The organism is Amycolatopsis sp. 195334CR, assembly GCF_017309385.1.
Classification (GTDB): Bacteria; Actinomycetota; Actinomycetes; order Mycobacteriales; family Pseudonocardiaceae; genus Amycolatopsis.
In genome coordinates this window covers 541,385-564,479 of sequence record NZ_JAFJMJ010000004.1, presented here as the reverse complement: position 1 = coordinate 564,479, position 23,095 = coordinate 541,385, and the positions used below count along the sequence as shown (strand labels likewise).

The following is a 23,095-nucleotide window of genomic DNA, read 5'->3' as shown; positions in this document are numbered from 1 at the left end:
TGTTTCAAATGGTGACCCCGCCCCCGCAGGTCAGCACCTCCCCGGTGACGTAATCGGAATCGGGCCCGCAGAAAAGGTAGATCGACCCGGCCGCCTCGGCCACCGTGCCGAACCGGCCCAGCGCCACCGTCGACCGGATCCGTTCGAGCACCTCCTCGTTGATGCCGATGGGGATTTCCCGGTCGCCGACGGTGATCGTGTCGTTCTCACCGACCGCGCGGATCAGCCGGGTGTCGATCAGCCCGAACGCCACCGAGTTCACGTTGACGCGGTAGCGGCCCCATTCCTTGGCCAGGGTTTTGGTCAGCCCGAGGATGCCCGCCTTCGCCGAGGCGTACCCGGCCTGCCCGACATTGCCGAAAATCCCGGCGATCGAGGAAACGTTGACCACCTTCCGGTGCACCCGGCGGCCTTTTTCGTCGTCCTCGCGGACCTGCCCCCGCAACACCGGCTGGGCGGCGCGCAGAATGCGGAACGGCGCCTTCAGGTGCGTGTCGAGCACGGTGTCCCACTGCTCGTCGGTGGTTTTCTGGATCACGTTGTCCCACGGGAACCCGGCGTTGTTCACCACGATGTCCAGCGAGCCGAACTCGCGGACGGCGATCTGCACGAAGTGTTCGGGGAACCCGTCCGCGGTGACGTCGCCGACGCACGCCACCGCGGCGCCGCCCGCCTCGGTGATCGCGGCCACGGTGTCGTCCACCGCGCGCTTGTCCATGCCGTTGACCACGACAGCGGCGCCTTCGGCCGCCAGCCGTTCGGCGACCCCGCGCCCGATGCCCCGGCTGGACCCCGAGACGATCGCGGTCCTGCCCGCCAGTGGTGTGCTCACTGCTGTCCTCCGGTGTTCGTCGTTCGCCCGGCCGTCACGGCCGGTTCGGTTCGGGGCAGGAACCAGGCCACCACCCCGCAGAGCAGGACCAGCCCGGCCCCGGTGAGCTGTGCCGCCGAGATCGCCCCGGCGAAGGCCGAGCGCGCGTGCTCGGCCTGTCCGCCGGACTCCGCGCGGCCGAGCGCCTCGGCCAGGGAACCCGCTTCGAGATCACCGGGCAGGCGCCAGGTGAACAGCGCCGCGCTCACCGCGCCGAGCACCGCCACCCCGAGGGACGCCCCGGTTTCGTGCACCATGCCCTGCACGCCCGAGGCCGCCCCGGTCTGTTCCGGCGGCACCGAGCCGAGCAGCGCGTTCGCCACCAGCGGCCCGGCGATGCCGAGCCCGCAGCCCGCGGCGAGCAGTCCGGGTGCCAGTGCCGGATAACCCGCCGACGAGGGCACCAGCGCGATGCTGGCCAGTCCGGCGGCGGCCAGCGCCATCCCGGTGGTGATCCCGCGGGCGGCGCCGAGCCGGGCGCCGGCACGGGCGCTGACCAGGCTGCCGCAGACCAGGAGCCCGGCGGCCATCGGCAGCGTGCGCACCCCGGCGTCCAGCGGTGAGTAACCGAAGTTGAGCTGCAGGTGCTGGGTGAGCAGGAAGATCGAGCCGGCCAGGCCGAAGGCGGCGAGCAGGCTGGTGACCACCGACAGCCGGAACGCGGGCACCCGGAACAACGCCATGTCCAGCATCGGCTCGCGGGTGCGCAGTTCGTGCCGGACGAAGGCCACCAGCAGGAGCACCCCGAGCACCAGCGCGGCCAGCACCTCGGGCGCCGTCCAGCCCCGGCCCGGCGCGGCGATGATCGCCCAGCCGATGCCGACCATGGCCGCGGCCGAGAGCAGCGCGCCCGCCACGTCCGGCCGCCGGCCGCCCGTACCGCGGAACTCCGGCACCCACGACCGGGCGAAGACCAGGCACAGCACCGCGATCGGGAGGTTCAGCGCGAACACCGCCTGCCACGGGAACTCGACCAGCAGCACCCCGCCGACCAGCGGCCCGAGCGCCTGCCCGCCCGCGGCCACCGCGGTCCAGATGCCGATCGCGCGCGGCCGGTCCGCCTCGTCGAACACCCGGGTGAGCACGGCGAGCGTGGCCGGGATGACACACGCGCCGCCGACCCCCATGCCCGCCCTGGCCACGATCAGCTGCGCCGGCGCGGTCGCGGTCACCGCGAGCACGGAGAACCCGGCGAACAACGCCAGCCCGAGCAGCCACATCGCCCGGTAGCCGACGCGGTCGGCGATCCCGCCCGCCGCCACGGCCAGCGAGCCGACCGCGACGGTGTAGGCGTTCACCATCCACTGGACGTCCGCGGTGGTCGCGCCGAGCTGCTCGATGATCGACGGGATCGCCACGTTGACCACCGTGTTGTCCAGCACGGTCATGAACAGCGTCAGGCACAGGGCGAACAGCACCCACCAGCGCCGGGGCCCGGCCGCGCTCATGCCCGGCTCCGGCGCCGCGCCAGGCGGGCCCGCCCCGCCGCCGCGCGGGCACCCAGGTCCGCCGTCGTCCGCTCGGGTTCACCCGGCTCGCTCCCCTGACCGGCCGCGGCGATCGCCCGCGCCTGCGCGGTAACCGTGGTGTGCCGGAACAGCTCCACCACGCCGAGCCGGACCCCGGTGGCCTCGCTGAGCCTGCTCCGCAGTTTCAGCAGCACCACCGAATGCCCGCCGAGATCGAAAAAGTTGTCGCGCACGCCCACGCGTTCGATGCCGAGCAGGTCGCCCCACACCTCGCTGACGATCCGCTCCAGCCGGTCACGTGGCTCGACGTACCCGCTGTCCCCGCCGGGACGGGCGCGATCGGGCACCGGCAGCGCGCGACGGTCGAGCTTGCCGCTCGGGGTGCGGGGCAACCCCGGCACCTCGGTGAGCACCGCGGGCACCATGTACTCCGGCAGCCGGTCACCGAGGAAGGCGCGGACCGCGGACAGGTCGACGGCACCGACCGCCCCGTTCCTGGGCACCACGAACCCGGCCAGCCTGCTCCCACCCTCGTCGGTGTGCACGGTGACCGCCGCCTCGCCGACGTCGGGGTGCGCGGTCAGCGCGGCCTGGATCTCACCGAGTTCCACCCGGAACCCGCGGATCTTGACCTGGTCGTCGATGCGGTCGAGGTATTCCAGGAAACCGTCCGGCGTCCAGCGCACCAGGTCACCGCTGCGGTACATCCGCGTGCCGGGCGGCCCGAACGGGTCGGGCACGAACCGGTCGCCGGTCAGCGACGGCCTGCCGAAGTACCCGCGGGCGACCTGCGGTCCGGCGATGAACAGCTCACCGGGCACGCCGGGCGGGGTCAGCCGCAACCCCGCGTCGAGCACGTATAGGCGCATGTTGCCCAGTCCCCGGCCGATCGGCACGCGGTGCGGCCAGCTGCCGGGCGCCGGGTCGAGCAGGTGCGCGGTGGCGGCGTGGGTTTCGGTGGGGCCGTAGAAGTTGTACGCCCGGCGATCGGGGTGGGCCAGGAAGAACTCCCGGATCGCGTCGGTGACCATGAACGCCTCGCCGCCCTGGAGCACGTCGGTCAGCGAGTCCAGCTCGCTGCCCTGCGCGGTCGCGGCCTCGATCATCGCCTCGATCGCCAGCCGGGGCGCGAACAATTCGTTCACCCGGTGCCGGTCGATCCAGCGGACCAGTTCGTCCGGGTCCCGGCGCACGCGCTCCCCCGGGATCACCAGCGCCTTGCCCATCAGCAGGGTGACCAGGGTTTCCTGGACCGAGAAGTCGAAGCTGATCGCGGTGAACTGCGCGGTCCGCCAGCCGGGCCCGCCACGCAGCGTGGCACGGTGCCAGTCCAGCACGTTGACGATGCCCGAGGTGGGCATGACCACGCCCTTGGGCCTGCCGGTGGACCCCGAGGTGTAGATGACGTAGGCGGGATTGCCCGGCAGGGCCGGGCGCACCCGGTCCGCGTCCGCCGGTGCGGTGTCCGTTGTGGACAGCGCGTCGAGCGTTCCGGTGCCGGTGACCACCAGCCGCGGGGCACCGTCGGGCACCAGGTGTTCCAGGCCGGGCGCGGTCAGCACCAGCCGGGGGGTGCTGTCGGTGATCATGTAGCGGACGCGGTCGGCCGGGTACTCCGGATCGATGGGCAGGTAGGCCGCGCCCGCCTTGAGCACCCCGAGGATCCCGGCGACCAGTTCGAAGGACCGCGGCAGCAGCAGCGCCACCACCTCTTCGGTGCCGACGCCCTGGTCGATCAGGTGGTGGGCGAACCGGTTCGCGGTCCGTTCGAGTTCGGCGAAGGTCATCGTCGTGTCGTCCTGGACCAGTGCCGTGGCCCCGGGCAGCGCGGCGGCCCGTTCCTCGAACAGTTCGGCCACGCTCGCCGCGGTCACCTCGCGGTCGACGTCGTTGAACTCGACGAGCAGCCGGTGCCGTTCGTCCTCGGCCAGCACCTCGGGCGCGCCGATCCGCTGCCCGGGGTCGGCGGCCAGCGCGCGCAGCAACCGCCGCCAGCGCCGGATCAGCAGGTCGATGTCGTCGGCGTCGAACAGGTCCGTGCTGAACTCGATGTCACCGTCGAGCCCGCCGGTGCCCGGCCGCTCGGTCAGGCTGAACACCAGGTCGAACCGCGAGGTGCTGGTGGCGACGGTGACCGGTTCACTGTCCACACCGGACAGCGACAGCGCCGCGCCGCCCGCGTTCTGCAGCACGAACATGATCTGGAACAGCGGGTGGTGCCCGGTCGAGCGCACCGGGTTCAGCTCCTCGACCAGCCGCTCGAACGGCACCCGCTGGTGTTCGTAGGCGGCCAGGTCGGTTTCGCGGACGCGGTCGAGCAGTTCGGCGAAGGTGGGGTCGCCCGCGGTGTCGGTGCGCAGCACCAGCGTGTTGACGAAGAAGCCGACCAGTTCGTCGAGCACCTCGTCGGTCCGGCCGGCGATCGGGCTGCCCAGCGGCAGGTCGGTACCGGCGCCGAGCCGGGTCAGCAGGGCGGCGAGCCCGGCGTGCAGCACCATGAACAACGTGCAGCGATGCCGCCGCGCCACCTCGGCCAGCGCGGCGTGCAGCTCGGCGTCCAAGGCGAACTCGACGGTCCGGCCGCGCTGGCTCGCCCGTTCCGGCCGCGGCCGTGCCATCGGCAGGGTCAGCTGATCGGGCGCGCCCGCCAGCCGTTCGCGCCAGTACTCGATCTCGGCGTCGGCGGCCGCGTCGCGGTCGAGCCAGAGCGTGTAGTCGGCGTACTGCACCGGGAGCGGTTCCCAGTCCGGCGCCCGGCCGCCGAGCCGGGCTAGGTAGGCGGTGGCCAGGCCGCGGCACAGCGGCGCCAGCGACCAGCCGTCCCCGGCGATGTGGTGCAGCGACAGCAGCAACGCGTGCTCGTCGGGGGCGGTGGTGAACAGGTAGGCGCGCAACGGTGGCTCGGCCGCCAGGTCGAACCCCTCGCGCGCAGCCGTTTCCAGTGCCGTGGTCAGGTCCTCGGGATCGATTTCGGCCGTGTGCAGCCGGGGCCGGGCGTCGGCGAGCACGAGCTGTTCCGGTTCCTCGTCGGTTTCCGGGAACACCGTGCGCAGGCTTTCGTGCCGTTCGGCGAGATCGGCCAGCGCCTGTTCCAGCGCGTCGACGTCCAGTTCGCCGCGAAGCCGGAAGGCCAGCGGCATGTGGTACGCCGCGCTGGGCCCGGAAGCGTGGTGCAGGAACCACAACCGGCGCTGCGCCGAGGACAGCGGGACGCGCTCCGGGCGTGGCACGACGGTCAGCCCGGCTTCTTCCGTGCGGTATCCGGCGATGCGCGGCGCGAGCGCGGCGACCGTCGGTGCCTCGAACAACGCGCGGATCGGCACGTCCGCGCCGAGCACCGGGCGGATCCGGCTGACCAGCCTGGTGGCCAGCAGGGAATGCCCGCCCAGCGCGAAGAAGTCGTCGTGCACACCCACCTCTGGTACCCCGAGCACGCCGGCGAAGATGCGGCACAGGGTCTCCTGGAGCGGGGTCAACGCACCAGTCGCGACGGTCGTCTCCGGCGGCTCGGGATCGGGCAGCGCCGAGACGTCGAGCTTCCCGTTCGCCGTGACCGGCACGGTGTCCACCGACGTCCAGGTCGCGGGCACGAGTTGCTCCGGCAGGCGCGACCGCGCGAACGCCCGCAGTTCGGCGGAGTCGACCGCGGCCGAGGGCACCACGTAGGCGTCCAGTCGCAGCGAACCCCGGCCGTCGTCACGGGCGAGCACCACGGCCTGCCGCACCGACGGGTGCGCACGCAGAACCGCCTCGATCTCGCCGGGTTCGACGCGCAGGCCCCGGATCTTGACCTGCCGGTCGCCGCGGCCGGTGTAGGCGAGACTGCCGTCGGCGCGCCAGCGGCAGCGGTCGCCGGTGCGGTACATCCTCCCGCCCGTCACCCGGCCACCACCCCCCACGGAGCCGCTGCGCGCCGCTGTGTCATCGGGCGGTCCGAAGGGATCCGGCGCGAACCGTTCGGCGGTCAGGTCCGGGCGCCCGGCGTACCCGCGCGCGACCTGCACACCGCCGATCCACAGTTCACCGTCGACGCCCGGCGGGAGCAGTCGGCCCCAGGCGTCGGTGACGTAGAGCAGGGTGTTGGGCGCGGCGAAGCCGATCGGGACGTCGGGGTCGCGCTCGCGGCCACACGGCCACCAGGTCACGTCGACCGAAGCCTCGGTCGGCCCGTACAGGTTGTGCAGGCGCGCGCCCGGCAGCACCTCGGCGACCCGGTCGCGCAGCGCACCCGGCAGGACCTCACCACTGCACACGATGTCGCGCACGCTCGTGCAGCCCGCCGCCGACGGCTCCTCGGCGAACACACCCAGCATCGACGGCACGAAGTGCAGCACCGACACGCCTTCGTCCTGGATCAGGCCGGCCAGGTAGCGGGGATCGCGGTGCCCGCCGGGTTCGGCCAGCACCAGCCGGGCCCCGGTGATCAGCGGCCAGAACAGCTCCCACACCGACACGTCGAAGCCGATCGGCGTCTTCTGCAGCACGACGTCGTCCGCGGTCAGTTCGAACGCGCGCTGCATCCAGTCGAGGCGGTTGACCACCCCGGGTTCCTCGACGACCACGCCCTTCGGCCGTCCCGTGGAACCGGAGGTGAACATGACGTACAGCGCCCGGTCGCGGCGTTCGCCCACGGCGGCCGCGTCCTCGGGCAGGTCGTCGACCGCCAGCCAGCCTTCGCCGGGCAGGTCGTGCTTCGCCAGGGTCAGCCCGGTCTTCGCGTCGGCGTCGGCGAGCATGGCCGCGATCCGCTCGGCCGGGAGTTCGGGATCCACGGGCAGGTAGGCCAGGCCCGCCTTCAGCACGCCCCACAGCGCGACCATCAGCTCCGCTGACCGGGGCAGCGCCACGGCCACCACCGAACCCGCCGCGCGGGCGGCCAGCACAGCCGCCACACGGTCCGCGCGCCGGTCGAGTTCGGCGTAGGTGAGCCGTTCTTCGCCGGAGACCACGGCGACGGCGTCGGGTTGGCGGCGCACGACCTCGGCGAAGCGCTCGGTGAGCGTGGCGTCGCCCGGATCGGTCCGTTCGCCGGTGCCCCAGTCGAGCACCCGCCGGGTTTCGGCGGGGTCGAGCACCGGCACCGCGGACAGCCGGTCGTCCGGGTTCGCCGTCACCGCGTCGAGCAGCCTGCCGAAGTGCGCCGCGAAGGCACACACGGTGTCCTCGTCGTAGAGATCCGTGTCGTACTCGAGTTCCCCGGCCAGCTCACCGTCCTTTTCGGACAGGTACAGGGTCAGGTCGAGCTTCGCGGTGCCGTTCGGCACGAACGAGACCTCGGTTTCGGCACCGGGCAAGGCCAGTTCCGCGCCTTCGTCCCGGACCACGAGCATGGTGCGGAAGAACGGGTTCGCGCCGAGCGCGCGATCCGGCTGGAGCCGGTCGACCAGCTTCTCGAACGGCACGTCCTGGTGCCGGTACGCGCCGAAGCAGGCCTCGCGGACGCGGCCGAGCAGGGTGCGGAAGTCCGGATCACCGGCCAGGGAGACCCGGATGGGCAGCGTGTTCAGGAAGTAACCCGCGACCCGCTCGAAGTCGGGATCGGTGCGGGCGGCCATCGGCGTGCCGGTCACCACGTCGTCGGTCCCGGTCCGGGCACCCAGCGCGGCCTGGAAGGCGGCCAGCAGCACCATGAACGGGGTGCACCGCTGGGCCCGCGCGAGGTCCTTCACCCGGTTCGCCGCTTCGCCGGGCACGGTGAACCGCAGTTGCGCGCCGCGGAACGACGGGGCCCCGGTGCGCGGCCGGTCGGGTCGCAAGCCGGTGTCCGCGGGCGCGCCGGCCAGGTTCGCCGCCCAGTGCTCCAGCTGTGCCGTGAACGCGTCGTTTTCCCGTTGCCGGACCGCGAAGTCCGCGTACGTGGCGGCCGGGGGCGGCGGGAGTTCCTCACCGCGGTAGGCGCGGGCCCAGTCCTCGAACAGCAGGTTCAGCGACCACGCGTCGCACACCAGGTGGTGCAGCACCACCCCGATCAGGTGGTCGCGTTCGCCCAGCCGCCACACGGTGACCCGCACCAGCGGCCCGGCGGCCAGGTCGAACCGGTACGCCGCCTCGGCCCGCAGTTCCTCGTCCGCCCGCGACGGGTCGCCCGTCCGGACGGCGGCGACCTCGGCGACCTCCAGCAGGGCGGGCCGCGGTTCGCCGTGGTCGGCGCGAACGACCGTGCGCAGCACCTCGTGCCTGGCCACCACACGCGCCCACGCCCCGGTCAGCGCCGCGACGTCGAGTTCACCGCGGACCCGGACGGCCACCGGCACGTTCTGCGCGTGCCCGGTGGCGTCGAGCTGGTGGGTGAACCACAGGCGTTCCTGACCGAAGGACAGGTTCATCGCAGGGAACTCCTCACTCGGGGATTCGGGCTCAGGCCACGCCGTCCATCTGGCGGCGCACGCTCAGCGGGCGCATGTCGGTCCACACGCCCTCGATGTGGGTGAGGCATTCGGCCTTGAGCCCGTGGTAACCGGCGTCGTGCCAGCCGGCGGGCAGGTCGCGCTCGCGCGGCCAGATCGAGTACTGCTCCTCGTCGTTGACCACGACGGTGTAGACGGTCGTGCGGTCGTCGTCCTCGAAAGCCATGTCCTTCTCTCCTTCGGGTGGGGCCGCTCAGCGCAGGGCGGCGAGCGGGGTGGCGGGCCGTTCCACGACCGCCTCGATCAGGGTCAGCACCGACTGCGCCAGCCCGGCGAACTGCCGGACCACCTCGCGCGGCGGCCCGAGGTGCTCGGTGACCGCGAAGTGGAACGCCGGGGTCGCGAGGTCGATCACCAGCACCGCGGCCGTGCCGGGCGCCGGATCGAGCCGCGTGCCGGTGGTGGTCACCGCGAGCGCGAGTGGCATCGGCCGGTTCGCCAGGCCGTGCAGCGGGTACCGCGCCGGGAGGTCTCGGAGGTAGCTGCCGCGTGCTCCGGCCAGCGCGCGGTCGACCGCGGCGGTCGCTCCGGCGAAGCCGAGTTCCGGCGGCAGTTCGACCGGTACCGGCACGTCCCTGGTGACCAGGGCCTCCAGCCCGGCCACCTCGGCACGCCGGTCGTCGTCGCTGTACCGGACGGTCCCGTACCGGGTGCCGAGGCAGGCCAGCCAGGCGGTCAGCAGCTCGGTCGCCGGGTCGCGCAGCCGGTCGACCAGCGCACGCCGGACCAGCGTGGTCCCGCGCGTCACCGGCGAGTAGGTCCACAGTGGACGCACCACCCGGTCCGGGACGCCGGTGCACGCGGTGAGCCGGTCGAGCCAGGCACCCTCATGGCGGGCCCATTCCTCGAACCAGCCGGTGAAATCGCCCTCCGGCGCCCCGAGGCGGTCCCCGGTGCCCAGCACCGCCCCCGGCGCCACCGTCTCACCATCCACTGTGGACAGCTTGGTCAGCTCGACCGCGCCGTCCGGGGTGCTCACCCGCACCGGTTCCGTGCCCAGCACCGTGCCCGGCTCGGCCTCGACCGGCCCCGGCCGCGGGCGCAACCCGCTCACCAGGAACGCCTCGTTCCCGACGACCAGTCGTGGCCTGCCGAACCGGTTGTCGAACCGGCCGAACTCCCCCGCCCGGCACCAGCGGTCCAGTTCGGCCGCCGTCCGCTCCCCGGTGACCAGGCCGCCGCCGGGGAACAGCCGCCGGGCCGGGAAATAGGTGCGCTCGGCGGGGTCCTGCGCGATCGGGTCCAGCGCGTCCGACTCCAGGTCGTCCAGCAGTTCCTTCAGCGACAGCAACGCGTACTCGTGGCAGCGCACGTCCAGCGCGAGCGTGGTGTCACCGGGTTCGACCGGGAACCGGGCCTGCTTGAGGATCCGGCCCGCGTCGACCTCGGTCACCATCTCGTGCCAGGTCACGCCGTGCTCGGTTTCGCCGTGCAGCAGCGCCCACGTGGTCTGGTGCACACCCGCGTATTTGGGCAGCAGCGAGCTGTGCAGGTTGATCGCCATCCGCCGGGGCAGCGCCAGGTCCGCCTCCCGGAGCACCACGTCGTTGGTGATGCTGAACAGGTAGTCCGGGCGGCCGGGCAGGTCACCAAGGCGGCTCGCGACCGGCACGCCGTGCTCACCGGCCCAGTCGAGCGCGGGCGGGTACCGGGTGACCACGCCGGTCACCCGGTGCCCGCGCGCGGCGAGCAGCTCGGCGCTCTCCACCAGCAGCGCGCCCCAGCCGATCAGCAGGCAGTCGTACCCCGTCACGGTTCGACCAGCGATCCGGACAGCACCTTGGCGACCGTGGCCACGTGGGGTTCCCGCAGCATCGTCTCGTGACCGCCGGGCACCTTGTGCGGCTCGATCGCGCTCGCGTAGGACCGCCAGCCGTAGCAGTCCGCGCCGTCCGCGCCGCTCTCCTCGGCCTGGAGGAACACCACGCGCCCGGCGTAAGGCTCGGGCCGGTACGACTGCCAGGCCGTCAGGTTGTGGTGCGCGGCCACGAACAACCGCACCAGGCGGTCGGTGTCCGGACCGGGCTTGACCAGCCCGCGTTCACCCGCCCAGTCAGCGTAGGCACGCATCCGCTCGGCCACCGTGCCGGTACCCGGCTCGGGCAGGTCGGTCACCGCGAGGTCGCGGGCGTCGAGCAGGGCCAGCACGATCTCGGCCTCGGTGGTGCGCACCGGCTGGTCCGGGTCCGGCGGCTCAACGTCCATGATCACCACTTCGGCCACCCGCTGCCCGGCGGCGGTGAGCTGCCGGGCCATCTCGTAGGCGATCGCGCCGCCGAGCGACCACCCGCCGAGGTGGTACGGGCCCTCCGGCTGTTCGGCACGCAGGTCGGAGACGTACCGGGCAGCCAGTTCGGGCACCGTCTCCGGACCGTCCCCACCGGACACCGACGGCGACTGCAGCCCGTACAGCGACCACTCGGGGGCCAGCTGACCGGCCAGCGCGTGGTAGCAGAGGACCGTGCCGCCGAGCGGGTGCACCAGGAACAACTTCGGTGCGCCCGGGGTGGTGTGCACCGGCACCACGCAGGAGGCGTCCCCACCGGACGGGGTGCCCGCGACCGCACCGGCGAGCAGTTCGACGGTGGTCGCCTTGAGCACGGTGGCCAGGGAGACCGTGGTGTCGCCGAACTCCGACTGCAGGGCGCTCACCAGGCGGACCGCCAGCAGCGAATGCCCGCCCAGTTCGAAGAAGTTGTCCCGGACGCCCACACGGTCGATGCCGAGCAAGCCCTGCCAGAGCCCGGCGATCCGGCGTTCGGTCTCGTCGCGCGGCGCCAGGTACTCGGTGGCGAGGTCCGGCCGGGGATAGACGGTCTCACTGGTTTCCTGAGCCGGGTCACCGGTTTCCTGGCCGCCTGCCGCTTCGGCGATCCGCGCGGGCAGGTTCCCGGTGGACACCACCAGCTGCGGCAGCGGATCGGCGGCGAACACCCGGCGCAGTACCTCCCGCGCCTCACCACCGTCCAGGCCGAGCTTGCCGGTGTTCCGCCAGCTGTCCCAGGCGACCGCGATCCACGGTGTCTCCCCGGCCATCGACTGGCGCGCGGCGAACAGTTCGGCGTAGACGGCCGCGGCCGAGTAGGTGGCGAAACCGGCACCGCCGAGCACCGAGGAGATCGACGAGCAGAGGAACACGAAGTCCAGCTCCCGCCCGGCGAACACCCTGGCCAGCACGGCGGCACCGTCGGCCTTGGCGGCGAGGTGGGCACGGGCCGCTTCGGCGGTCGCGTCGGCCACCGGGACGAGCCGCTCACCGGAAACCACCCCGGCGGCGTGGAAAACGCCGTCGAACCGGCCGAGCCGCTCCTCCAGCCGGGCGACCGCGTCGCTGAACGCGGCCTCGTCGGCGACGTCGGCGGTGATCGCGGCCACCTCCGAACCGGCGGACTCCAGTTCCTGGATCACCCGGATGTCGTCGGTGCCCGATCGCCGGATCAGGCCGATCCTGGCCCCGGCCAGCAGCCGCGCGATCTCCGTGCCCATCCGGCCGAGCCCGCCGACGATCAGGTAGCAGCCGTCACGCCGCAGCAGCGAGGAATCGGCGTCCGGCAGGGGAACCGCGACGTGGTCGGGCACCCAGCGGTGCTCACCGCGGTAGGCGGCGCACGGCTCGTCCCCGGCGAGCAGTTCGGCGGTGAGCCTGCCGAGCAGCCGCGCACGCCGCTTCCCGGTCCCCACCGGACCCGCGTCGACGAACCGGCAGCGCAGGCCCGGCGCCTCCTGCGCGACCACGCGCAGCAGTCCGGAGATCATGCCGCGTTCGGGCAGCACGCGCGGCTCGTCGGCGATGGCGAGTCCGGAGACCGTGAGCACGGACAGGTTCACGCCGGTGACCCCGGCCTTCGCCAGCGCCCTGGCGTGGAACAGCACACCGAGGAACGAGTCGTAACCACCGGGCGCGGTGTCGTCGTCCATCACCCCGGCGCCGTGCACGATGTGGTCAGGCGCCTCGCCGGCATCCCGCAGCGCCTCGACCAGGCGTTCCCAGTCGGCGGGCGATTCCGGGTCGACCAGGTAGCCGTCCTCGCCGAGATCGGCGAACGACCGTCCCCAGTGGACCGGGATCACCCGGTCGGCACCGAGTTCGGCGACGTCACCGGCGATCGTGTCCATGCCGGCCACCAGCCAGGTGCCGCCGGTGCCGGTCGCCACCGGGCGGGTGGCGCGCTTCCACGAAGGCGCGTAGAACCAGTCGGCCGGATCGGCGACGCGCTCGCCCGCCGGTACCGCGATCGCCGACGGCTTCGCCTCGGCGGGCGGCTCCAGCCAGTAGCGGTTGCGCTCGAACGGATAGGTCGGCAGCCGCAGGCGCGCCCGCCGCTGTCCCTCGAACAACGACTTCCAGTGCACCACCGCACCGGAGAGCCACAGCCTGCCCAGCGCCGCGGCGAAGTCGTACTCGGCGTCGGCCGAGTCCTCCGGCAGCACCTCGACCAGCTCACCCGACGGCGGTTCCCAGCCCGGCACCGAACCGGTCGCGCCCGCCACCACCAGCACCTGCGCGGGGTCGTCCAGCAGCGGTTCGAGCACCTCGCCGAAGTCGCCGCCGGCCCAGATGCCGTCGGTCCAGAACTCCGGATCACCCAGCTCGTCCTCGGTGACGAACCCGTCGCACGCCACCGAACTCCACGGCATCTCCGGCGCGGCACCGGCCTCCGGCGCGCCCTGGCCCAGCAGCACGGACACCGCCTGCTGGAGGTCCAGCACGCCGGTCAGGCACGCGGCCACCAGCTCACCGGCGCCGGACGCGGCGATCTCGTCCGGTCGCAGGCCCAGCTCGGTCAGGCCGCGGGCCAGTGCGTAGAGCGTGACGAACCGCGCGGCCTTCTCGAACCCCGGGTCCACCGGATCGTCGGCGGGTGCCAGGAACACCGACTCGCGCAGGTCGGCGCCGAGGCCCGGGGTGAGCAGGTCGCAGCACTCGTCGACCGCGGCCCGGATCACCGGCAGCCGCCAGTACAGCTTCGCCAGCCTGCCCGGCGCGACCGGGAAAGCACCCGGCAGCACCAGCGTCCAGGAACTCCGCGCGTCACCGCTTTCGCGAACCCGCAGGAACTCCTCCCCGCCGTCGCGGGCCAGTTCGGCCGCCTCGGCGGTGGTCTTGGCCAGCACCACCCGGCGCTGGTCCAGCGCGGTCCGGCCGAGCTGCAGCGTGTAGGCCACGTCGGCGAGATCGGTGTCCGGTGTCCCGGCGAGGTGGTCGGCCAGTTCCTTGGTCGCGGTGTCCAGCGCACCGCGGCTGCGGGCGGAAAGCGGCAGGATCTGCCAGCCCCGACCGGGCGTCGACGGCTGCCGCGCCGGTGGCTGTTCCAGCACGACGTGGGCGTTGGTACCGCCGATGCCCAGTGCGGTGACACCCGCGCGACGCGGGCCGTCACCGGGGAAAGCGGCCGGTTCGCTGCTGACGAAGAACGGGCTGCCGTCGAGATCGGTGTTCGGGTTCGGGCGTTCGAAGTGCAGCGACGGCGGTACGACCCCGTGCTCGACGGCGAGCGCCGCCTTCATCAGCCCGGCGACCCCGGCCGCGGTCCCGAGGTGGCCGAAGTTGGACTTGGCCGAGCCGAGCGCGCACGACGCGGGCGGCAGCGGGCCGTGCTCGGTGAACGCCTGGGTCAGCGCGGTCACCTCGATCGGGTCGCCGAGCACCGTGCCGGTGCCGTGTGCCTCGATCAGCCCGATGCTGCCCGGTTCGGTGCCCGCCGCGGCCAGCGCCTTCCGGATCACCGCGGCCTGCCCGGCCACGCCCGGCGCGGTGTAGCCGACCTTCGCCGAACCGTCGTTGTTGATCGCCGAACCGCGGATCACCGCGTGCACCGGGTCGCCGTCGGCGAGCGCGTCGGCCAGCCGCTTGAGCACCACCACGCCGACGCCGCTGCCCGGCAGCGTGCCCTGCGAAGCCGCGTCGAACGGGCGGCAGTGCCCGTCCGGGCTGAAGATCCCGCCTTCGACCCACTTGTAGCCGACGTTCGGGATGAGGATCGACGCGCCACCGGCCAGCGCCATGTCGCACTCGCCGGCGAGCAGCGCGCGGGCCGCGACGTGGGTGGCCACCAGCGAGGTGGAGCACGCGGTCTGCACGGTCATCGCCGGGCCGCGCAGGTTCAGCTTGTAGGAAACCCGGGTGGCCAGATGGTCCTTGTCCCAGGAGATCAGCAGGTGCGCGCCGTTGGAGTTCGGCACCGTCTCCTGGTTGACGAAGGTGTTGTGCCACATGTAGTCGCTGTGCCCGACCCCGGCGTAGACGCCGATGCCGCCCTCGAACTGCTCGGGGTCGTGCCCGGCGCGTTGCAGCGCCTCGGCCGAGCACTCCAGGAACAGCCGCTGCTGCGGGTCGATCAGCTCCGCTTCGCTGGGGCTGTAGCCGAAGTAGCCCGCGTCGAAGTACTCGATGCCCTGGAGCGCGCCACCGCGCGGCACGAAGTCCTCGGCGAAGGCGTCGTCACCGAACCCCGCCGCGCGGATCTCGTCCGCGGTGGCGGTGGTGATCGTTTCGAGGCCGTCCAGCAGCACCCGCCAGTACTCCTCGGGGCTGCTCGCGCCCGGGTACCGGCAGGCCATGCCGATGACCGCGATGTCGTTCTCGCGGGCGCTGGGTTTCTCGCTGCTGCGCACCGGTTTCTCCTCCTTCACAACGGCCTTCGGTGTGACGGGTTCAGCGAGTTCGCGCAGGTGGGCGGCGAGCGTGCTGACCGTGGTGTGGCGGAACAACTCGGCGAAGGGCACGGTCACCGGCAACGCCTCGGTCAGCGCGGTGTGCATGCGGATCAGCAGCAGCGAATGCCCGCCGAGGTCGAAGAAGTTGTCGTGCGGCCCGACGTCCTGCCGCGACAGCACGTCCTGCCAGATGCCGAGCACCAGCCGTTCCATCTGGTTGCGCGGGGCCACGCGCTGGGTCTCGCGCGCGGCGGGCCGGGGCTCGGGCAGGCGCGAGCGATCGGGTTTCCCGCTCACCGTGCGCGGCAGTTCGTCCAGCCGGACGAGCACGCCGGGCACCAGGTAGGCGGGCAGGCGCTCACGCAGGAACGCCTTCACCGCGCCGGTGTCCACGTCCCCGGTGAGGTACCCGGCCAGCAGCCGCTCCCCCGCCTCGGTGGTGACCACCTTCGCGGCCGATTCGGTGACCCCGGGGAACCCGGCCAGCGCCGCCTCCACCTCACCCAGTTCGATCCGGAACCCGCGGATCTTCACCTGGTGGTCGGCCCGGCCGCGGAACTCCAGCCCGCTGTCGGACCGCCAGCGCACCACGTCACCGGTGCGGTACAGCCGCGCACCCGGCTCACCGAAGGGATCGGGCACGAACCGCGACGCGGTCAGCGCCGGATTGCCGAGGTAACCGAGCCCGACCCCCGAACCACCGATGTACAGCTCACCGAAGACCCCGGTCGGCGCGAGTGCGCCCGTGTCGTCGAGCACGAACACCCTGGCGTGGCCGAGCGGCCGGCCCAGGTGCACGTCCGGCTGTTCGCCCGCGGTCAGTTCGAGGCTGGTGGCGACGACCGTGGTTTCGGTGGGGCCGTAGACGTTGACCACCCGGCGGGCACCGGCGTCGAAGATCGCGCGTGCCGTGGCCGCGGGCAGTTCCTCGCCACCGGCGATGTAGGTGCGCAGGTCGCTGGGCAGGCGCCCGGCCCGCAGCAGTTCACCGACCACCGAAGGCACCGCGAAGAAGTACCGCGCCATCGCCGCCGCCTCGTCCGGCAGCGTGCCGACGTGCAACGCGTTGTCCACCAGCACCACCCGGCCGCCGAAGGCCAGCGGCACCCACAGGTCGAGCACGGAGGCGTCGAAGCAGACCGAGGAGGTCGCGACCGCGCCGGCCAGTTCGTCGTCGTCGAGCAGGTCGCGGCCCCAGGACAGCAGGTGCCGCACGGCGTCGTGGGAGATGACCGTCCCTTTAGGACGGCCGGTGGAGCCGCTGGTGTAAATGACGTAGGCGGCGCTCTGCCCGGACGGCGGCGTTTCCGGCAGTGGGGCCTCCGCGCCATCGCCCCCGACGGTGAGCACCTGGCCGTCATAGCCGTCGAAGGCGCCGGGGTCGTCGGTGATCAGCGCGGGAGCGTCCGCGTCGGTGAGCATGAGCCGCCGCCGCTCGGCGGGGTACTCCGGGTCCAGCGGCACGTACGCGCCCCCGGCCCGCAATACCGCGAGCAACGCGATCACCAGGTCCGGTGTGCGCGGCAGGCACACGCCGACCCGCACGTCCGGTCCGATCCCGGCGGCCCGCAGGCGCCGGGCCAGCCGGCCGGATTCCCGGTCCAGCTCGGCGTAGGTCAGCACCCGATCCGCGTGCCACACCGCGGTCGCGTCCGAAGTGGACCCGAGCACCAGTTCCGGCAGGGTGGCCTCCGGCACCGGCACCTCGGGCCAGCCGCGCCGCCCCCACTCCAGCAGGCGGTCGCGCTCACCGCCGTCCAGCAGCGGCAACGCGGACAGCGGCGTGCCGGGGTCCGCGGTGATCCCGGTCAGCAACGTGGTGAACCGGCGGCCGAGGCGTTCGACGGTTCCGGGGTCGAACAACGCGGTGGCGTACTCGAAGGAACACCGCAGCCCGTCCTCGGCCTCCCCCGCGTACAGGGACAGGTCGAACTTCGCGGTGTTGTTGTTCTTCCCCTGGTACTCCAGGGAAAGGTCGCCGACGCCGACCTCGGCGCTCGCCGGTCCCTGGAACACCAGGATGTTCTGGAACAGCGGGTCGTGGCTGGGGTCGCGGTCCGGTGCCAGCTCCTCGACCAGCTTCTCGAACGGCACGTCCTGGTTGGCCACCCCGTCCAGGCAGGTCCGGCGCACCCTGGCGAGCAGTTCGGTGAACGCCGGATCGCCGGAGAGGTCGGCACGCAGCGGCAGCGTGTTGACGAAGAACCCGACCAGGTCCTCCAGTTCCGGACGGCCCCGGCCGGTGATCGGCGAGCCGATCACCAGGTCGTCCTGCCCGGCCGAACGCGACAGCAGCACCGAGAAGGCCGCGAACACGACCATGAACAACGTGCAGTTGTGCGCTCTGGCCAACGTCCGGAGCTCATCGAGCACGTCGGCGGGGACCACGAAGTCGTGCCAGGCACCGCGGTGGTCCCGCTTCGCCTGGCGCGGCCGGTCCAGCGGCAGCGCCGAGAGCCGGGGCGCGTCACGCAGGTGCTCGCGCCAGTGGTCCAGCTGGCGGGCGAACTCCGGTGTCTCGGCCAGATCCCGTTGCCAGATCGCGAAATCCGGGTACTGCACGGCGAGTTCGGGCAGTTCGGGAGTCTCGTCACGGGCGAAGGCGGCGTAGCACTCGCCCAGTTCGCGGAAGAAGATGTCCTGCGACCAGGCGTCGCAGACGATGTGGTGGATGGTGATCAGCAACTGGTGGTCGGCCTCGCCCAGCCGGACCAGCAGCGCGCGCAGCAGCGGCGGCTCGGCCAGGTCGAACGGGCGCGCGCCGAGTTCGGCCTCCAGCCGGGCCAGTTCCGCCTCCGGGTCGGCGTGCGCCCGCAGGTCGGTCACCGGCAACGGCACCTCCACCCGGCCACGCACCACCTGCACCGGCTCGCCGTCCTCGACGGCGAACCCGGTGCGCAGCGCCTCGTGCCGGTCGACCACGGCGGCCAGCGCCCGCCGCAGCGCGGGCACGTCGAGTTCGCCGCGCAACCGCATCCCCATCGGGATCAGGTAGAACGGGTTGCCCGGATCGACCTGCTGGACCAGCCACAGCCGCCGCTGGGCGAAGGACGCCGGGAACCGGTGGATCTGCTCGTGCTCTGCGCTCACTGGGTCATCGCTCCTGTCGGCTCGGCCGCTTCGCGGCGCTGCCGGTAACCACCGCGGTCGACGCGGGTGATCGACGGCGCCGCCGGCGCGGCCTTCAGTTCCGCCACCGCAGCGGCGAGTTCGGCCACCGTCGGGCTGGTCAGCAGGGTGTGCAGCGGCACCTGGACCCGCAGGTCCTTCAGCACCCGCGAGATCACCCTGGTGCCGAGCAGCGAGTGGCCGCCGAGTTCGAAGAAGTTGTCGTGCACGCCGACCCGGTCGATGCCGAGCAGGCCCGCCCACACCCCGGCGAGCAGCTTCTCGATCTCGGTCTCCGGTGCCACGTACGCGGTTTGCAGGTCCGGGCGGGCGTGCCCGCCGCCGTGGCGGGGTGCGGGCTCGCCGTCGTCACCGTCGCCGGACCACTGGTCGAACCGGGACTCCAGGTCGCCGGTCGAGTTCACCAGCTGGGCGGGCAGGCTCCCGGCGAGCACGCGGTCGAGCACGCCCCTCGCGTCGTCCTCGTCGATGAGGTACTCGCGCAGCGTCGCCGCCGCGTCGTCGTCGCCCTCGACGGTCCAGCCCTCCCAGGCCAGTGCCGTCCACGGGGTGCCGTCGGCGGCGGACCGGCCGGCGGCGAACAACTCGGTGTACAGGTTGGCCGCGGCGTAGGCGGCGAACCCGATCCCGCCGAGCACCGACGCGATCGACGAGCACAGCAGCACGAAGTCGAGCTCCCGCCCGGCGAACACCCCGGCCAGCACCCGCACCCCCCGCGCTTTCGCGGCCAGGTGCGGTTCCGCGCTGTCCGGTGTCGCCTCGGCCAGCGGCACCACGCCCTCCGCGGTCACCACCCCGGCCACGTGGAACACGCCGTCGAACGGGCCGAGTTCCTGTTCCAGCCGCGACACCGCGCCCGCGAAGGCCTCCTCGTCGGCGACGTCGGCCGAGGCGGTGGCCACCGTGGCACCCGCCGCCTCCAGCCGCCGGATCGTGGTGATCTCGGCGGCGACCGAGTCGTCCGGATCGGCGTTCGCCAGGTAGTCGTCCCACTGGTCGCGGGCGGGCACCACCGAACGCCGGATCACGCCTATCCGGGCCCTGCGGGTGGCCAGCAGTTCCCCGATCACCGCGCCGATCCGGCCGAGCCCGCCGGAAACCAGGTAGCACCCGCCCTCACGCAGGCGCGTGGCGCCCGTGGCCGCCAGCCGGGCGGGCACGAAGCCGCGCACCCAGCGGGTGTCACCGCGGTAGGCGACACAATCGTCTTGACCCGCCACGATTTCCGCGTGCAGGTGGGTCAGCAGGCGCTCACGCTGACGGGTCCAGACCGCCGGCGCGGTGTCGATGAACCGGCAGCGCGCCTGCGGCAGTTCCTGGCCGATCACCCGGCACAGCGCCGCCACCATGCCGCGTTCCGGCCGCACCTCGGTCTCCCCGGCCACGGCCAGCCCGGACACCGACAGCACGCCGATCTCCACGTCGTCGACGAACCCGCATTCGGTCCACGCGCGCACCAGCGACACCAGGCCGTGGAAGGCGGTGAAGTCCCACTGCGGACCGTCCACACCGAACACCACGCGCCCTGGCACGGCGTCCTTCAGCCCGCGCAGCAGGGTCAGCCAGCCGTCCAGCTCGCCGGGATCGAGGGTGTACCGGTCCTCGCCGTGCGCGGTGAACGCCTCGCCCCAGCTCACCCGGATCACCCGGGCGGCCGAACGGGCGGCGACCGCGCCGGCGATCGACTCGGCGTCCCCGGCGACGAGCCAGGTCTCCCCGGCCGCCGCGTCTGCCTCGGCCTCCGGCGGCAGGCCGCGGGAGAAGTTCGGCAGGTGGAACCAGTCCGCCGGATCGGCCTGCCTGCCGGTGGCCCGCGGACCGGGGACGGCCTTGCCCGGCGCCCGCGCGGACAGCCAGTAGCTGGTGCGCTCGAACGGGTAGCCGGGCAGGCTCACCCGGCCCCATTCACCGCTCGCGTGCAGTTTCGGCCAGTCCACCTCGACCCCGGCGAGCCAGGCCCTGGACAGCGCTTCGAGCAGGACCGTCCGGTCCTCCGCCCGATCGTGCGCGGCGGGCGAGGTGGCCAGCACGAGGCCGTCGTCGGCGCGAGCGGGGTGCTGCACGAGCAGGCTCCCCAGCGCGCGGCCCGGCCCCAGTTCGACCACCACCGGCGCGGTCAGCTGCCACATCGCCTCGATCTGGTCGGCGAACCGGACGGTGGCCACGCTGTGCCGCGCCCAGTGCCCGGGATCGGTCGCTTCGGCCGGGGTGACCCACTGCCCGGTGACGTTGGACAGGTACGGGATCTCCGGCGGCTTGAGGCCCACCCCGTCGAAGTCGGCCCGCAGGCTTTCCTCCAGCGGGCGCATCATCCAGGTGTGGAACGCGTGCTCGGCGGGCACGCGGCGGCTGGCGACGCCGTCGGCGCGCAGGCGTTCGGCGAGCGCGTCGACCTCCTCCGCCGGGCCGCCGACCACGCACAGCGAGGGAGCGTCCACAGCGGACAGTGACAGGCGGTCGCCCAGCAGCGGCTCGACCCGCTCGGCCGCGCTCATCACCGCGAGCATCGCGCCCCCGGGCAAGCCGCCGATGTGCCGCGCGCGGCGGGCGACCAGCCAGGTGGCGTCCGCGAGCGAGAACACCCCGGCGACGGCGGCCGCGACGTACTCGCCGACGCTGTAGCCGAGCAGGGCGTCCGGGCGCACGCCGTAGTGCATCCACAACCGCGCCATCGCGTACTGGACGGCGAACAGCAGCGGCTGCGCGACGATCGTCTCGTCGAGCGGCCCCGCCTCGCGCTCCTGGAGGAGCCGGGCGAACGGGTCGGCGGGCAGTTCGCCCGCCGGTTCGGCCGAACTGTCGAACAGCTTCTCCCGCAGGTCGAAGCCCAGGTGCGGGGTGAACAGTTCGGCGCACCGGTCGAGTTCGGCGCGGAACACCGGTTCGTCCCGGTACAGCCCGGAGCACAGGTTCACGTACTGGTCGCCGACGCCGGAGAAGAGGAACACCACCGACCGGCTCCCGGCGGGCCCGGCCGAGGTGAACACCTCCGGTGCCCGGTTCTCCAGTGCCTTCGCCGCGCCCGCGAGGTCGGCCGCCACCACGGCCCGGCGGTGGGCGTGCACCCGGCGGCCGGTGGCGAGGGTGCCCGCCACGTCGGCCAGAACCAGGTCCGGGTGCGCCCGCAGGTGCTCGGCCAGCCGGTCGGTGGCCCGCTCCAGTGCGGCGGGGGTGCGCGCGGAGAGCAGGATCGGCCGCTCCCCACCCCCCGGTGCCCGCCGCCGCGGTGGCGGGGGCTGCTCGACGACGATGTGCGCGTTGGTGCCGCCGATGCCGAACGAGCTCATGCCCACCCGGCGCGGCACCCCGGGCACCGGCCAGCCGGCGAGTTCGGCGTTGACGTAGAACGGCATCGAGGCGAAGTCGATGTTCGGGTTCGGGGCCCGGAAGTGCAGGCTCGGCGGGACCTTCCCGTGCTTGACCATCAGCACCGACTTGATGAACCCGGCCACCCCGGCGGCCGAGTCGAGGTGCCCGATGTTCGACTTCAGCGAGCCGATCGCGCACGCGCGGTCCCGGTCGGCGCCGAGCGCGCGGAAGGCGTCGGCGAGCGCGGTCATCTCGATCGGGTCGCCGAGCGGGGTGGCCGCGCCGTGCGTCTCGACGTACCCGATGGTGTCCACGTCCACGCCCGCGGCGCTGACCGCGTCGGTGATCACCTGGGTCTGCCCGCGCGTGCCGGGCGCGGTGTAGCCGACCTTCGCCGAACCGTCGTTGTTCATCGCCGAACCGCGGACGATCGCGTGGATCGTGTCCCCGTCTTCCAGCGCGTCCTCCAGGCGCCGCAGCACCACCACGCCGACCCCGCTGCCCGGCACGGTGCCCTTGGCGTCGGCGTCGAAGGAGCGGCAGTGCCCGTCCGGGGAGAGCACGCCGCCCTCCTCGTACACGTACCCGCGGACCTCCGGCAGGATCAGCGACGCCCCACCGGCCAGCGCGATGTCGCACTCCCCGGTGAGCAGGCCCTGGCAGGCCAGGTGGATGGCCACCATCGAGGTGGAGCAGGCGCTCTGCACGGTCACCGCGGGCCCGCGCAGGTCGAGCTTGTACGCCGCGCGCGTGGCCAGGTAGTCCTTGTCCACCGACAGGATCATCTGCATCTGGCTGACGTCGGCCAGCTCGCTCTCGCTCGGGTAGATGTTGTTCCACATGTACGAGCTGAGCCCGACCCCGGCGTAGATGCCCGCCACGCCGTCGAACCGCGCCGGGTCGTACCCGGAGTCGTCGAGCGCGCCCGCCGCGCATTCGAGGAACAGCCGCTGCTGCGGGTCGATCAGCTCGGCCTCGCGCGGGCTGTAACCGAAGTAGGCGGCGTCGAACCGGTCGAGGTCGCTGAGCACCCCGCCCCTCGGCACGAAGCCGGGGTGGTCCAGCAGCGCCGGGTCGACCCCGGCCGCCCGCAGCTCGGCCGGGTCGAAGGTGGAGATGGACTCCACGCCGGCGGTCAGGTTGGCCCAGAACCGCTCGGGATCGTCCGCACCGGGGAACCGGCAGCTCATGCCGACCACCGCGATCGCGTCTACCGGATCACTCACAAACCTCACCTGACCGTCTCGTAGTCA

At 73.0% G+C, this 23,095-nt stretch carries 7 protein-coding genes; all 7 read right to left on the bottom strand.

Features of this window, described 5'->3' with window-relative positions; translation table 11 throughout:
- Positions 1 to 4: 4 nt before the first annotated feature.
- The 7 genes from JYK18_RS46260 to JYK18_RS48240 are packed head-to-tail and all read right to left on the bottom strand — an operon-like array spanning position 5 to position 23,068.
- On the bottom strand, positions 5 to 832 hold the full coding sequence (locus JYK18_RS46260) for an SDR family NAD(P)-dependent oxidoreductase (protein WP_206810744.1): 828 nt from the start codon (positions 830 to 832) through the stop codon (positions 5 to 7).
- The gene (locus JYK18_RS46255) at positions 829 to 2,319 is read right to left on the bottom strand and encodes an MFS transporter (RefSeq protein WP_206810743.1); all 1,491 of its coding nucleotides are present in this window, start codon (positions 2,317 to 2,319) and stop codon (positions 829 to 831) included. The genes JYK18_RS46260 and JYK18_RS46255 overlap by 4 nt, the downstream gene beginning before the upstream one ends.
- Positions 2,316 to 8,666, bottom strand: coding sequence for a non-ribosomal peptide synthetase (locus tag JYK18_RS46250; RefSeq protein WP_206810741.1), 6,351 nt, complete (start codon positions 8,664 to 8,666; stop codon positions 2,316 to 2,318). Before JYK18_RS46250 ends, JYK18_RS46255 begins: the two co-directional genes overlap by 4 nt.
- 31 nt (positions 8,667 to 8,697) lie before the next feature.
- On the bottom strand, positions 8,698 to 8,913 hold the full coding sequence (locus tag JYK18_RS46245; RefSeq protein WP_206810738.1) for an MbtH family NRPS accessory protein: 216 nt from the start codon (positions 8,911 to 8,913) through the stop codon (positions 8,698 to 8,700).
- Positions 8,914 to 8,940: 27 nt separating this feature from the next.
- Positions 8,941 to 10,500 carry a formyltransferase family protein gene (locus tag JYK18_RS46240; protein WP_206810736.1) on the bottom strand — a complete coding sequence of 520 codons (1,560 nt, stop codon included), beginning with the start codon at positions 10,498 to 10,500 and terminating at the stop codon, positions 8,941 to 8,943.
- Positions 10,497 to 18,494: a non-ribosomal peptide synthetase gene (locus JYK18_RS48245; protein ID WP_206810734.1), complete on the bottom strand. Its 7,998-nt coding sequence runs from the start codon at positions 18,492 to 18,494 to the stop codon at positions 10,497 to 10,499. The genes JYK18_RS46240 and JYK18_RS48245 overlap by 4 nt, the downstream gene beginning before the upstream one ends.
- On the bottom strand, positions 18,491 to 23,068 hold the full coding sequence (locus JYK18_RS48240; protein ID WP_206810732.1) for a type I polyketide synthase: 4,578 nt from the start codon (positions 23,066 to 23,068) through the stop codon (positions 18,491 to 18,493). Before JYK18_RS48240 ends, JYK18_RS48245 begins: the two co-directional genes overlap by 4 nt.
- Positions 23,069 to 23,095: the final 27 nt, after the last annotated feature.

Bases quoted from the DNA above. Each gene is read 5' to 3' on its own strand.
- JYK18_RS46255 (WP_206810743.1), bottom strand. From the start codon at position 2,319: ATGAGCGCGGCCGGGCCCCGGCGCTGGTGGGTGCTGTTCGCCCTGTGC.
- JYK18_RS46250 (WP_206810741.1), bottom strand. From the start codon at position 8,666: ATGAACCTGTCCTTCGGTCAGGAACGCCTGTGGTTCACCCACCAGCTC.
- JYK18_RS46245 (WP_206810738.1), bottom strand. From the start codon at position 8,913: ATGGCTTTCGAGGACGACGACCGCACGACCGTCTACACCGTCGTGGTC.